We start from the raw sequence: 13,336 nt of genomic DNA, 5'->3' as shown, positions 1-13,336 counted from the left end.
ACACGCCATGCCGCGCTTTGCTGCCAACCTGACGATGCTGTTCAACGAGGTGCCGTTCCTCGACCGTTTCGAGCGTGCCGCCAGGGCCGGTTTCAAGGCGGTGGAGTTCTTGTTCCCGTATGCCTACGAGATGCAGGAGATCCGGCGGCGCCTGGACGACCACGGGCTGGAACTGGTGCTGCACAACCTGCCGGCCGGCGATTGGGATCGAGGCGAGCGCGGCATTGCCTGCCTGCCCGACCGAATGAGCGAGTTCCGCGCCGGCGTCGACCAGGCGATCGACTACGCGCTGCGGCTGGGCGTGCCACGCTTGAACTGCCTTGCCGGCAAGGCGCCCGATGGAACGAACGAGGCGGTGCTGCGTGCGACGCTGGTCGACAACCTGCGCCATGCGGCGACCAAACTGCGGCGCGCAGGGCTGGACCTGCTGCTCGAACCGATCAATACCTTCGACATCCAAGGCTTCTACGTCAGCCGCACCGCACAAGCGCTGGCGCTGCTCGACGAAGTCGGGGCCGACAACGTCCATCTGCAATACGACATCTACCACGCGCAGCGCATGGAGGGCGAGCTGGCAGCGACGATCGAGAAGCACCTGGCACGCATCGGTCACATCCAGCTGGCCGACAACCCTGGGCGCAACGAGCCGGGCACCGGCGAAATCGACTACGCCTTTCTGTTGCGGCATATCGACCGTCTCGGCTACACCGGCTGGATCGGCTGCGAATACAAGCCCGCGGCGGGCACCGAGGCCGGCCTGGCCTGGCGCCAGCGCCTGATCGCGTGACCCCATCTTCGACCCGACGAGGAAACAACCCGATGACCGATCATCCCTTCAAGCTGGGCTTCATTGGCCTGGGCACCATGGGCACGCCGATGGCAGGCCACCTCATCCACGCCGGCCATCAGCTGTTCGTGCACACGCTCGGCAAGATGCCCGACACGATCGCCGGCAGCCGCGCCACGCAATGTCTCAGCGGGCGCGGTGTGGCAGAGCGGGCCGACATCGTGTTCCTGATGGTGCCCGACACGCCCGATGTCGAGAAGGCGCTGTTTTCCGACGAGGGTGTGGCGGCCGGGCTTTCCAAGGGCAAGATCGTCGTCGACATGAGTTCGATCTCGCCCATCGCAACCAAGGACTACGCACGACGCATCCGCGAGATCGGTTGCGAATACCTCGACGCTCCGGTGTCCGGGGGCGAGGTCGGCGCGAAAAACGCGACCCTGTCCATCATGGTCGGCGGCGACGCCGGCACCTTCGAGAGGGTGCGGCCATTGTTCGAGCTGATGGGCAAGAACATCACGCGCGTCGGCGGCGTCGGCGACGGGCAGACGGCCAAGGTCGCCAACCAGATCATCGTGGCGCTGAACATCGAGGCCGTGGCCGAGGCACTGCTGTTCGCCGCGCGCGCCGGTGCCGACCCGGCCAAGGTGCGCCAGGCGCTGATGGGCGGCTTTGCATCGTCGAAGGTGCTCGAAGTGCACGGCGAGCGCATGGTCAAGCGCACCTTCGAGCCCGGTTTTCGCATCGAGCTGCACCAGAAGGACCTGAACCTGGCGCTGGGCAGCGCACGCGCGCTGGGCCTGTCGCTGCCCAACACCGCCACCGCGCAAGAGCTGTTCAATGCCTGCGCCGCGCACGGCGGCAAGGGCTGGGATCATTCGGCGATGCTGCGTGCGCTCGAACAGCTCGCCAACTTCGAGGTGGGTCAGCGCGCGGTGTGATCGTTGCCGCCGTCATCGTTGCGGCATCGGTGCCGGAACGATGCGTTCGATCAGCGTTGCTGCGTCGCCGAGCAGGAAGTCCTTGAACGCCTGCGCCACCGGCGGCAGCCGCTTGGTGCGCCGGTGCACGACATACCAGTGCAACATCAACGGCAGACCGTGTACGTCGAGCACGTGCAGGCTGCCCGCCTGCAGTTCACGGCTGACGGTGTGGGCGGACAGGAAGCCGAGTCCCATGCCGGCCATCACCGCCTGCTTGATCGTCTCGGTGCTACGGATCTCCATCGCGATGTTGATGCCCGACAGGTCGCCACCGAAGCCCTCCTGCATCGACTTCCAGGTGTCGGAGCCGCGCTCACGCACGAGGAACGGTTCACGCATCACCTCGCCTTGCGGGATCTCGCGCCGGCCGACCAGCGGGTGCGACGGCGGTGCGACGATCACATAGGGGTGCGGCGCGAAGGGCTGGCTCACCGTGTCGAGCTCGGTGGGCGGCCGCACCATGATCGCCAGGTCGATGAGGTTCTCGACGATGTGGGTCAGCAGGCCTTCGCGGTTGTGCACGCTGAAGTTGAGCGTGACACCGCTGTGGCGCCCGACGAACTCGACCAGCAGACGCGGAAAGAAGTAGTCGCCGGCGCTGATGACGCCGACGTTGAGCCGGCCTCCCGATATGCCCTTGAACTGCGTCATCGCGATCTCGGCGGCCTCGAACTGCTGGATGATCGCGCGGCTGATCTGCAGCAGCTCCGCCCCCGCGGGCGTCAGGTAGATCTTCTTGCCGAACTGTTCGAACAGGCGGTTGCCCGCATGCTCTTCGAGCTTGCGGACTTGCGTCGAAACGGCCGGCTGCGTGAGGTGCAGCTCTTCGGCGGCGCGCGAGAAGCTCAGCAGCCGGGCCACCGACTCGAAAACCTTCAGTTGGCGATGGGTCGCGTGCCTCACGGGTGCCGGCGCTGCTTCATGCCGCCAGCCGGTCGGTCTCGAGCAGCCGCACGTGGGCACGCCGGTCGCTCATGGTGCGGGCGAGCAGCTTGACCAGCGCATAGACGGTGTCGATGTGGGGCGTCGGCGTGTCGGTCAGTCGGGCCAGTTCGACGACCGAGCCGACCAGCGCGTCGATCTCCGGCTCACGGCCGGCCTCCACGTCCTGCAGCATCGAGGTCTTGTGCTTGCCCACCTTCTCGGCGCCGGCGATGCGCTTTTCCAGCGGCACGCGAAATGTGATGTCGAGCTTGTGCGCTACCGCTTGCGCCTCGCGCATCATGGCGGCGGCCAGGTCGCGCGTCAGCGGGTACTGGCAGATGTCGACCAGCGTCGAGTGCGACAGGCTGCTGACCGGGTTGAAGGTCAGGTTGCCCCACAACTTGAGCCAGATCTCGGCGCGGATGTTGTCGAGCACCGGCGCCTTGAAGCCGGCGTGCTCGAGGCAGGCCGACAGGTCGCGCACCCGCTCGGTCGAGGTGCCGTCGAGTTCCCCCAGCGGCAGACGGTCGCCTTCGATATGGCGGACCACACCGGGGGCCACCAGCTCGGATGCCGGATAGACGACGCAGCCGACGACGCGCCCGGCCGGGATGCCCGCTGCCACTTTCCCGTGGGGGTCGACACTGGTCACTCGCGTGCCCTCGTAAGGGCCGCCATGACGCTGGAAGTACCAGTACGGAATGCCGTTCTGCATCGTCACGACCGTGGTGTGCGGCCCGAGCAGCAAGGGCAGCTGGTCGACCACCGCCTCCACCTGATGCGCCTTGGTCGCCAGGATCACCGCGTCCTGCGGGCCGATCGACTCGTAGCGGTCGGTCGCGTGCACGTTCGATGCGATGAGTTCGTCGCCGCCTGCCGTCAGCAGCCGCATGCCGCGCGCACCGATCGCGGCGAGGTTGTGGCCACGCACGACGAACGTGACTTCTTCGCCGGCCAGCGCGAGCCGGGCGCCGACGAGGCCGCCGATGGCCCCGGCGCCGATGATCGCGATCTTCATGGAGAGCTCCTGGAGTTGAAATCCTGCGGCCTAGGGCCTGTCACCGGGCGCGCCGTAGCGGTTGGCCAGCCGGCCGATGCCGTCGATCTCGACCTCGACGACGCTACCCGGCCTCATCGAGCCGACGCCGACCGACGTGCCGCACAGGATCACGTCGCCGGGAAGCAGGGTCATGTCGAAGGAGATCAGACTGACGAGGCGCTGCACCGGGAACGTCATGTCGCTGATCGGATAGTCCTGGCGCACCTGGCCGTCGAGCAGCGTCTTCACCCGCAGCGTGTCCGGATCGAGCCCGGTGGCCACCACCGGGCCCAGCGGGCAGAAGGTGTCCAGCCCCTTGGCGCGTGTCCATTGCGCGAACGAGGCATCGCGAAACAGGATGTCGGCCACCGTCACGTCGTTGCCGCAGGTGTAGCCGAACACATGCGCCAGCGCCTGGTCTTCGGGCACGGCACTGCAGCGCTTGCCGATCACGATGCCGAGTTCGCCTTCGAACACCACTTTCGCGGGGGTGCGCGGCTCACGGATGGGGTCGCCATGCGCGGCCCAGCTGTTGGGCGCCTTCAGCAGGTAGAGCGGCTCTTCAGGCAGTGCGAGCTTGAGCTTCGTGCGCAGCTCGCCGAAGTTGTTCCACATCGCCACCACCTTGCTGGGTTGCGTGGGCATCAGCACCTGGGCGTCGGCCAGCGCGAAGACGCGGCCGGTGGGTTCGTGCTCGCCGAACAACTCGCCGCGATGCTCGTGCACCCGGTCGCCTTCGAGGGTGCCGAAGCCGATGAGGCCCTCGAGCGAATAGCGCATCCAGCGTTGTTGCATCGTGCCTTCCTGTGAAGTCAGTCGAAGGGCAGCCATTGCGGCTGGACCCGGGAAGCGACCAGCTCGCCGATCGCGGCGGGGTCGCAGGTGACGTCGATGCCGTTGTCGCGCATCCTCTTCAGCACGTCCGGTTCAGGGCGGCTTGCGAAAGCGAACACCGGTTTGTCCATGTGCTCCGCAATCCAGCGGGCACAGCGGCCGTCGGGGTCTGCACCGATGTCTTCGAGCATCAGCACCGCGTCGGTCGCGGGATCGTCGTTGAAAAGTCTGAGCACGTCGATCTCTGGCAGACCGCCCGTCGGATCCTGGCCGATGCCCACCAGGGTCGACTGCCCGAGTCCGTAGGGGGCGAGCTGCTCGGCGGCCTGAACCTGCAGCGCGAAATGGCGCGAGACGATGCCGATGCGGCCGGGCCGGAACCCGTGCTCCCGCAAGGGGCCGACCGCGATCTGCTCGGGTGTGATCACCCCCGGACATTGGGGCCCCAGCAGCAGGGTGCGGCTGTCCTGCACACGACGGCGCACGCGCTGCATGTCGTCGGCCTGGAGGCCGTCGGTGGCGCAGATCACGAGTGCCATGTCGGCGTCGACCGCTTCCTCGATGGCAGCGGCCGCGCAGGCAGGCGGCACGTAGACCACCGAGACCGTCGCGCCGGTCGCCGCGCGTGCCTCCGCGACGCTGCCGAAGATGGGCAGGCCGTCGAGCGACTGGCCGGCCTTGTTCGGGTTCACCCCCGCGACGTAGCAGCGCCGGCCGTTGCCGTACGCGCGACAGGTCGCCGTGTAGCGCTGCCCGGCCTGGCCGGTCGCTCCCTGCGTGATCACGCGCGTGTGCTTGTCGACGAGGATGGACATCGGGATGCTTTCAGGCGCCGAGTTCGGTGCCCACGGCCTGCGCCCAGTCGAAGCGGTGCGCAGTGCAAGGCTTGTGTTGTGCAGCGCGTTGCTGGATCACGTCGACCAGGAAGGCTGCGTCGTAGGCCTTCAACAGGTGCGGCTGACGCGTTTCGAGGTAATGCCGGATGCGGGTTTCTGGGTGCTCGCTGTGGCGCAGCAGGCCGGCGTAGGTCTCGTCGTCCCAGTGCCAGCGCAGGCCCAGTTCATAGAAAGCGGCGTTGTAGGCATCGCGTTCGAGATCGTTTGCCATGAGCTTTTCTCCTGTGGTCCGATGTGGCGTTGCGGTACGGAGACTCTAGGCAGGAGACACGATCAATGACAGTCAAACGTTTTTATCCAGAGCATTCGCTGTCGTTGATGGTGTCGCGTCAGATGGCGCCCTCGCTGCGCAGCAATTCGAGGTCGCCGGCGCTGTAGCCCAGTTCGGCCAGCACCTCGTCGGTGTGTTCGCCGAGCAGCGGCGCGCGGGTCACCTCGGTCGGGCTGTCCGACAGCTTGATGGGGTTGCCCACCGTCAGGTGCCGGCCGCGCGTCGGGTGGTCGACCTCCACCACGGTGCCGGTCTTGCGCAGACCCGGGTCCTGGGCGATCTCCTTCATCGAGAGAATGGGCCCGCACGGGATGTCGTACCGGTTCAGGATCTCCATCGCCTCGTACTTGGTCTTGCTCATCGTCCACTGCTCGATGCGCGCGAAGATCGGTTTCAGGTGCAGCAGGCGAGCCTGCGGGGTGGCGTAGGCCTCGTCGGCGATCCAGCCCTCCTCGCCGATCACCTGGCAGACGGCCGGCCACACCGCAGCTTGCGTGATGAAGTAGATGTAGGCGTTGGGATCGGTTTCCCAACCCTTGCAGCGCAGGATGCTGCCCGGCTGGCCGCCGCCCGACGCATTGCCTGCGCGCGGCACTGCCTCGCCGAAGCGGCCGTCGGGGTACTGCGGGTACTCGTGCAGCGTGCCGGTGCGCTCCAGGCGTTGTTGGTCGCGCAGCTTCACGCGGCACAGGTTGAGCACCGCGTCCTGCATCGGCGCAAGGACCTGCTGGCCGCGACCGGTGCGCTCGCGCTGGTACAGCGCGGTGACGATGCCGAGCGCCAGATGCAGCCCGGTGCCGCTGTCGCCGATCTGCGCGCCGCTGACCACCGGCGGGCCGTCATCGAAGCCGGTCGTCGAAGCGGCACCGCCGGCGCACTGCGCGACGTTTTCATAGACCTTGCAGTGCTCGTACTGCCCAGGGCCGAAGCCCTTCACCGACGCCACGATCATGCGCGGGTTCACCTTCTGGATGTGCGCCCAGGTCAGGCCCATGCGCTCCATCGCACCGGGGGCGAAGTTCTCGACCAGCACGTCGCAGTGCGCGATCAATGAGTCGAGCACCTGCTTGCCCTTGGCGGTCTTGGCGTTCAGCGTGACCGAGCGCTTGTTGTGGTTCAGCATCGTGAAGTAGAGGCTATCCACGCCAGGGATGTCGCGCAGTTGACCGCGCGTTGCGTCGCCTTCTCCGGGCCGCTCGACCTTGATCACGTCGGCGCCGAACCAGGCGAGCAGCTGGGTGCACGTCGGTCCGGATTGCACGTGAGTGAAGTCCAGCACGCGAACGTCTGCCAGGGCCTTGCTCATTCGGGGTCTCCCGGAAGTTCAGGGCGTCGACGCACCGACGGCCAGCTTCGTTTCCAGCTCCGTCAGGCGTTTGCGCAGGGCCCGCTCCTCGGCGAAGCGGGTCGTTTCATCGCGGATGACAGCCGCAATGGCGTCGACCTGGCCGCTGTCCTTGTACAGCAGCGCGACGGTGAAGGCGATAGACAGCGCGGCGCCGTCGCGGTGCAGCGCCGGCACGCGCAGCACGCTGCTGCCGTAGCGCGTGGTGCCGCTGCTGACCGTCTTCATGTAGCCCTCCCAGTGGCGGTCGCGCTGCCGCTCGGGGATGATCAGGTCGAGCGAGCGGCCCAGCGCTTCGGCCTCGGTGTAGCCGAAGATGCGCGTGGCCGCTGCATTCCACGTCACGATCACCCCGCTGACATCGACGACAACCACCGCGTCGCCGATGGCCTGCACCAGCTTCTCGTAGTCGATGCTCGCCATGGCGGTGCCTCCTCAGACCACGCCGACGGCGTGCATGGTGGCGATCTGGTCCGCGCTGTAGCCCAGTTCGGCCAACACCTGGTCGGTGTGTTCGCCGAGCAGCGGCGAGCCGGTGACCTCCGGCTTGAGGTCGGAGAACTTGATCGGGCTCCCGACCGTGAGATAGGTGCCGCGCTGCTTGTGCTCGACCTCGACGATGGTGCCGCTCTTGCGCAGCGACGGGTCGTTGGCAAGCTCCTTCATCGACAGCACCGGTGAGCAGGGGATGTCGAACTTGCGCAGGATGTCGACGGCCTCGTACTTGGTCTTGTCGGCCAGCCAGGCCTCGATGGTGTCGAAGATCTGCGTGATGTGCGGTTGACGCGCCTTGGCCGTCGTGTAGGCGGAGTCGGTCTTCCACTCGGGCTTGCCGATGGCGTCGCAGATCGGCTCCCAGGCATGGCCCTGGATCGTGAAGTAGATGTAGGCATTGGGGTCGGTCTCCCATCCCTTGCACTTGAGCACCCAGCCGGGCTGCCCGCCACCGCCGGCGTTGCCACCGCGAGGCACCACGTCGGTGAAGCTGCCGTGCGGGTACTGCGGATACTCCTCGAGGTAGCCGACGCGGTCCAGCCGCTGCTGGTCGCGCAGCTTGACGCGGCACAGGTTGAGCACCGCGTCCTGCATCGACACGGCCACCTTCTGGCCCTTGCCGGTCTGGTCGCGGCCGCGCAGCGCGGTCAGGATGCCGATCGCCAGGTGCATGCCGGTGTTGCTGTCGCCCAGCGCTGCGGCGCTGACCGTCGGCGGGCCGTCCCAGAAACCGGTGGTGGAGGCGGCGCCGCCGGCGCACTGCGCCACGTTCTCGTACACCTTCAGGTCCGAGTAGTGGTGCCCGTCGCTGAAGCCCTTGACAGAGGCCAGGATCATCTTGGGGTTCAGCTCCAGGATGCGCTCCCAGGTGAAACCCATGCGGTCCAGTGCGCCGGGCCCGAAGTTCTCCACCATCACGTCGGAGCGCCGGATCAGCTTCTCGAGCACCTCCTTGCCGTCCGCGGTCTTGGTGTCCAGCGTCAGCGAACGCTTGTTGCTGTTCAACATCGTGAAGTACAGCGCATCGGCGTCGGGAATGTCGCGCAGCTGGTTGCGCGTGACGTCGCCGGAGCCGGGGCGCTCGACCTTGATCACGTCGGCGCCGAACCATGCCAGCAGCTGCGTGCACGCAGGCCCTGCCTGTACGTGCGTGAAATCGATGATGCGAATGCCGTCGAGGGGTTTGTTCATGGTCATGCTTCCTTCACTTGTGTCGTATCGATGGAGGAGGGGAAGATAAAAATGTCACTTGGCGGCCTGCTCGCCGGCCAGCCCGGGTTTGTCGTCCCGGGGGCCGCGCAGCGTCGCCAGGGCGCGTGAGATCAGCGGCCAGAACAGCATCACGAGTGCCAGCGTCGTGATCGAGCCGACCAGCGGGTTGGACCACATCACGCCGACGTCGCCCTGGGACACCAGCATGGCCTGGCGGAACGAGTCCTCGGCCTTGTCGCCGAGCACCAGCGCCAGCACCAGCGGCGCGAGCGGGTAGTCGAGCTTCTTGAACACATAGCCGATGACGCCGAAGCCGAGCATCAGCGCGATGTCCAGCATGGCGTTGTGCACCGTGTAGGCGCCGATGGCGCAGATCACGATGATCACCGGCGCGATGATCGAGAACGGGATGCGCAGGATGGAGGCGAACAGCGGCACCGTGCACAGCACGACGATCAGGCCGGCGATGTTGCCGAGGTACATGCTGGCGATCAGGCCCCAGACGAAGTCCTTCTGCTCGGTGAATAGCAGCGGGCCCGGCTGCAGGCCCCAGATCAGCAGGCCACCGAGCAGCACGGCAGCGGTCGGGGAGCCCGGAATGCCGAGTGCGAGCATCGGCAGCAGCGCGCTGGTGCCGGCGGCATGCGCCGCGGTTTCCGGCGCGACCACGCCTTCGATGTCGCCCTTGCCGAAGTTGGCGCCGTTCTTCGACATCTTCTTCGCGAGGCCGTAGCTCATGAAGGAGGCCGGCGTCGCGCCGCCCGGCGTGATGCCCATCCACATGCCGACCACCGAGCTGCGCAGCGAGGTGACCCAGTAGCGCGGCAGCTGCTTCCAGGTCTCCCACACCACCTTGGGGCTGATGCGGGCCGACTTGCCCGAGAAGCGCAGGCCTTCTTCCATCGTGGTCAGGATTTCGCCGATGCCGAACAGGCCGATCACCGCGATCAGGAAGTCGAAGCCCCGCATCATCTCGGAGACGCCGAAGGTCATGCGCAACTGACCCGTCACGGTGTCCATGCCGACGACGGCCAGCGCGAAGCCCAGCGCCATCGACACCAGCACCTTGAACGGCGAGCCTTTGCCCATGCCGACGAAACTGCAGAAGGTGAGCAGGTACACCGCGAAGAACTCGGGCGTGCCGAACTTCAGCGCGAACCTGGCCACCAGCGGCGCGAGAAAAGTGATCATCAACACCGCGATGAAGGCGCCGACGAACGAGGAGGTGAAGGCCGCGGTCAATGCCGCGCCGGCCTGGCCTCGCTGAGCCATCGGGTAGCCGTCGAAAGTGGTCGCCACCGACCAGGGCTCGCCCGGGATGTTGAACAGCACCGACGTGATGGCGCCGCCGAACAGGGCGCCCCAGTAGATGCACGACAGCATCACGATCGCCGTGGTGGGCGACATCGTGAAGGTGAGGGGCAGCAGGATCGCGACGCCGTTGGCACCGCCCAGGCCGGGCAGCACGCCGATCAGCACGCCCAGCGTGATGCCGATGAACATCACGAGGATGTTCGTCGGCGTCAGCACGACGGCGAAACCCTGCAGCAATGCGGACAACTCTTCCATGTAGGTGCTCCGACTGAGAGGCTCAGTAGCCGAGGAAAGCGAGCGGATCGAAGGTGCCCTTGAAGAGCGGCACCTTGAACCAGACCTCGAACATCAGGAAGAAGACGGCATTGACCGTCACGCCGATCAAGGCGCTCTTGGCCAGGCTGTACTTGCCGAGCCACACCATGAACCCGGCAATGAAGAGCGCCGAAGCCACGTACAGGCCGACCAGCAGGATGCCGACGACGTAGCCGATGGATGGCAGCAGCACCGACAGCACCCGCTTCAGCTGCTCGCTGTCGACGAACGCGCCCCGGTCGGCGGACTTCGCGCGCAGCGACTGGTACACGATGCCGGCGCCGCCGATCGACAGCAGCAGCCCGATGTAGAACGGGAAGTAGCCGGCGCCGGGGCCATCGCTGGTCCACCCGGCACCGAGCCTGCGCGCCTCCAGCATGACGACGACCCCCAGGGCCGCCAGCAGCCCGGCGACCACGGCGTCCACGGTGTTGTTGCGGGCGAGCACCCGCCCTTCACCCGACGAATCTTCATTCGACATGGATGGCTCCACGAAAAAATGGAAATGGATCAGGAGGCGCGCGGCCTCAGTTCGCGACGATGAACCCGGCCTCGGTCATGAGGGCCTTGTGGGTGGCCTCGGCGCCTTCCAGCCACTTCTGGAATTCGGCCCCGGTCAGGGACGTCGTGTTGAAGGCGCCCTTTTCCATGTAGTCCTTCCAGTCGGGCGTCTCGCGCACCTTCTTCATCAGGTCGACGTAGTACGCCTGCTGCTCGGGCGTGACGCCGGGTGCCATGAAGATGCCGCGCAGCATCACGTAGTCGGTCGATACGCCCGACTCCTTGCAGGTGGGGATGTCGGCCCAGGACTGCGTTTCGGTGACCTTGGCGCTGTAGGGCATGCGGTCGGTGTCGAACACGCACAGCGGACGCAGCGCTCCCGAGCGCCACTGGGCCACGGCCTCGATCGGGTTGTTCACCGTCGAGTTGATGTGGTTGCCGACCAGTTGCACCGCAACCTCGCCGCCGCCCTTGAACGGCACGTAGATGAACTTGGTACCGGTGGCCTTTTCGAGACCGACCGTGATGATCTGGTCTTCCTGCTTGGAGCCGGTGCCGCCCATCTTGAACTTGCTGGCCCCTGCGGCCTTCACGGCGGCGACGTATTCGCTGGCGGTCTTGTACGGACTTTGTGCGTTGACCCACAGGACGAACTGGTCCAGCGCCATCATCGAGACGGGCGTCATGTCCTTCCAGTGGAACGGCACGCCGGTGGCCATCGGCGTCGTGAACAGGTTCGACAGCGTGATGACGATCTTGTGCGGGTTGCCTTTGGAGCCCTTGATGTCGAGGAAACCTTCGGCACCGGCACCACCCGACTTGTTGATGACGACCATCGACTCCTTCATCAGCTTGTGCTTGACGATGATTCCCTGGATGAGACGCGCCATCTGGTCGGCACCGCCGCCGGTGCCGGCAGGCACCACGAACTCCACCGGCTTGGCGGGCTCCCAGCCCCATGCGGGCGCGGCAGCCGCCAGCGCAGCGGTGGTCAGGGCAGTGAATGCGACGCGCGCAGGCGTGCTGGCGCGACGCAGAAACGAGGGGCTTGCTTCGGTCATGTCCATGTCTCCTGGTAGGTCCATCGGGACGGTCCTGCCCCGGCGGGGCGAACTCTTTTGCGTGGAGAGATGGTCGTGCCGCAGTCGCGAAAACGCTCTTGACCGCAGTCAAGATTTTCGGAAGCGCTTGGGTGGGGTGACGGCAGGGGGCGATGCACCTGTCGGTTCAGCGGGAACCGCTCGGAGCGAAGGCGCGTGGTGCGCCGGCCTCTGTGCCGAAGGAGAGAAGGAAGCGGGAGGAGGGAAGATCCGGCCCGGGCCGGTGAGGCCCGGGGATGCGTCAGTTCAACGCCGTCCGAGGTGGGCGGCTTCGCGGCGCAGCACGGCCGCGCGCACCGGCTGGGCGGCCTCGATGCGATCGGCCTCGGCTTGCAGCGCGCGCATGGTCTCGACTTCCGCGATCAGCTTGCCGGGACTCAGCAGTGCGTCAAGCAGGGCCGCGGCTTCAGCCGTGAACCGTTGGAGCACATGACGCGCACGAGGCGAAGAGAGGGCACCGGCGAGCGCGCGAAGGAGGGCATACAGCGAGAACATGTCGAACTCCCAAAAGGTCGGCTTGACCGACATTCGAGAATTCTATAGGTATTAACCAGAACTCGCGTTAACCCTGATCCGATGAATCCGCGGCACAGCTCACGGTGCGCGCACCGGCGTGCCGGGGCGGGCCGCACCGCGGCGCGCCAGCCACAGGCCGGCGGCCACCACCAGGGCTGCGCCCGCGGGCGGGGCGGCGTGGTGCAGCCACTGCGGCGCGCTGGCCATCCACGACGCCAGGGCCGGGTCACCGACCGCCATGTCGCCGGCGATCCACCCGAGCAGTGCGGCGCCGAACGTGATGACGAGCGGGAAGCGGTCCATCAGCTTGATCACCAGCTGGCTGCCCCAGACGATGATCGGAATGCTGACCAGCAGGCCGAACACGACCAGCGCCATCTTGTGGTCGCCGCCGGCGCCTTCGGCCGCGCCGGCGATCGCGATCACGTTGTCCAGGCTCATCACGAAGTCCGCCACGATGACGGTCTTGATCGCGGCCAGCAGCCGGTCGCTGGCCGGCAGGCCTGCATGGGCATCGTCATCCTCCGGGCGCATCAGCTTGACGCCGATCCACAGCAGCAGCGCCGCACCGACCAGCTTGAGGAAAGGAACCGCCAGCAGCGTCAGTGCAAAGAAGATCAGCACCACGCGCAGCAGGATCGCGCCGGCGGTGCCCCACAGGATGCCGAGCCTGCGCTGCCGCGGCGGCAGCTTGCGGCATGCCAGCGCGATCACCACCGCGTTGTCGCCGCCGAGCAGGATGTCGATCAGGATGATCTGGCCGACGGCGACCAGGAACTCGGTCGTCAAGAACTGTTCCATGCGGGT

The 13,336-nt window shown here is 66.7% G+C and carries 15 protein-coding genes; 2 read left to right on the top strand and 13 right to left on the bottom strand.

Annotation, left to right across the window (positions count from 1 at the left end; genetic code table 11):
* The first annotated feature begins 7 nt into the window (after positions 1–7).
* Both hyi and glxR read left to right on the top strand, forming a co-directional pair.
* Positions 8–787 carry a hydroxypyruvate isomerase gene (hyi, locus tag M8A51_RS20655; RefSeq protein WP_251780429.1) on the top strand — a complete coding sequence of 260 codons (780 nt, stop codon included), beginning with the start codon at positions 8–10 and terminating at the stop codon, positions 785–787.
* Between the two features lie 32 nt (positions 788–819).
* A complete protein-coding gene (gene glxR / locus M8A51_RS20650) occupies positions 820–1,725 on the top strand; it encodes a 2-hydroxy-3-oxopropionate reductase (RefSeq protein WP_251780428.1) in 906 nt (301 codons plus the stop codon).
* Positions 1,726–1,737: 12 nt separating this feature from the next.
* Here glxR and M8A51_RS20645 read toward each other — a convergent pair whose 3' ends face one another.
* The 13 genes from M8A51_RS20645 to M8A51_RS20585 all read right to left on the bottom strand — a co-directional run bounded on the left by M8A51_RS20645 (position 1,738) and on the right by M8A51_RS20585 (position 13,330).
* Positions 1,738–2,670, bottom strand: a complete 933-nt coding sequence (locus M8A51_RS20645; RefSeq protein WP_251780427.1) for a LysR family transcriptional regulator — start codon at positions 2,668–2,670, stop codon at positions 1,738–1,740.
* 16 nt (positions 2,671–2,686) lie between these two features.
* Positions 2,687–3,709, bottom strand: a complete 1,023-nt coding sequence (locus M8A51_RS20640) for a 2-dehydropantoate 2-reductase (protein WP_251780426.1) — start codon at positions 3,707–3,709, stop codon at positions 2,687–2,689.
* 30 nt (positions 3,710–3,739) lie between these two features.
* Positions 3,740–4,525 carry a fumarylacetoacetate hydrolase family protein gene (locus M8A51_RS20635; RefSeq protein WP_251780425.1) on the bottom strand — a complete coding sequence of 262 codons (786 nt, stop codon included), beginning with the start codon at positions 4,523–4,525 and terminating at the stop codon, positions 3,740–3,742.
* 17 nt (positions 4,526–4,542) lie between these two features.
* Positions 4,543–5,379, bottom strand: a complete 837-nt coding sequence (locus tag M8A51_RS20630; RefSeq protein ID WP_251780424.1) for a CoA-binding protein — start codon at positions 5,377–5,379, stop codon at positions 4,543–4,545.
* Positions 5,380–5,389: 10 nt separating this feature from the next.
* On the bottom strand, positions 5,390–5,671 hold the full coding sequence (locus tag M8A51_RS20625) for an HAD family hydrolase (protein WP_251780423.1): 282 nt from the start codon (positions 5,669–5,671) through the stop codon (positions 5,390–5,392).
* A gap of 118 nt (positions 5,672–5,789) precedes the next feature.
* Entirely contained in the window at positions 5,790–7,037 is a 1,248-nt protein-coding gene (frc, locus tag M8A51_RS20620; RefSeq protein ID WP_251780422.1) for a formyl-CoA transferase, read from the bottom strand.
* 18 nt (positions 7,038–7,055) lie between these two features.
* Positions 7,056–7,499, bottom strand: a complete 444-nt coding sequence (locus tag M8A51_RS20615; protein WP_251780421.1) for a PAS domain S-box protein — start codon at positions 7,497–7,499, stop codon at positions 7,056–7,058.
* A 12-nt stretch (positions 7,500–7,511) separates the two neighbouring features.
* Positions 7,512–8,762 carry a formyl-CoA transferase gene (gene frc / locus M8A51_RS20610; protein ID WP_251780420.1) on the bottom strand — a complete coding sequence of 417 codons (1,251 nt, stop codon included), beginning with the start codon at positions 8,760–8,762 and terminating at the stop codon, positions 7,512–7,514.
* A gap of 54 nt (positions 8,763–8,816) precedes the next feature.
* Positions 8,817–10,352: a tripartite tricarboxylate transporter permease gene (locus M8A51_RS20605; protein WP_251780419.1), complete on the bottom strand. Its 1,536-nt coding sequence runs from the start codon at positions 10,350–10,352 to the stop codon at positions 8,817–8,819.
* 22 nt (positions 10,353–10,374) lie between these two features.
* A complete protein-coding gene (locus M8A51_RS20600; RefSeq protein WP_251780418.1) occupies positions 10,375–10,893 on the bottom strand; it encodes a tripartite tricarboxylate transporter TctB family protein in 519 nt (172 codons plus the stop codon).
* A gap of 46 nt (positions 10,894–10,939) precedes the next feature.
* Entirely contained in the window at positions 10,940–11,974 is a 1,035-nt protein-coding gene (locus tag M8A51_RS20595; RefSeq protein WP_251780417.1) for a Bug family tripartite tricarboxylate transporter substrate binding protein, read from the bottom strand.
* Between the two features lie 285 nt (positions 11,975–12,259).
* Positions 12,260–12,541 (bottom strand): hypothetical protein, encoded by a 282-nt coding sequence (locus tag M8A51_RS20590; RefSeq protein WP_251780416.1) that lies wholly within the window; start codon positions 12,539–12,541, stop codon positions 12,260–12,262.
* 66 nt (positions 12,542–12,607) lie between these two features.
* Entirely contained in the window at positions 12,608–13,330 is a 723-nt protein-coding gene (locus M8A51_RS20585; protein ID WP_251780415.1) for a TerC family protein, read from the bottom strand.
* Positions 13,331–13,336: the final 6 nt, after the last annotated feature.

It is taken from the genome of Caldimonas mangrovi (assembly GCF_023721835.1).
GTDB classification, from domain to species: Bacteria; Pseudomonadota; Gammaproteobacteria; order Burkholderiales; family Burkholderiaceae_C; genus Caldimonas; species Caldimonas mangrovi.
The sequence above is the reverse complement of the archived record's forward strand: the minus strand, read 5'-3'. Positions and strand labels throughout refer to the sequence as shown.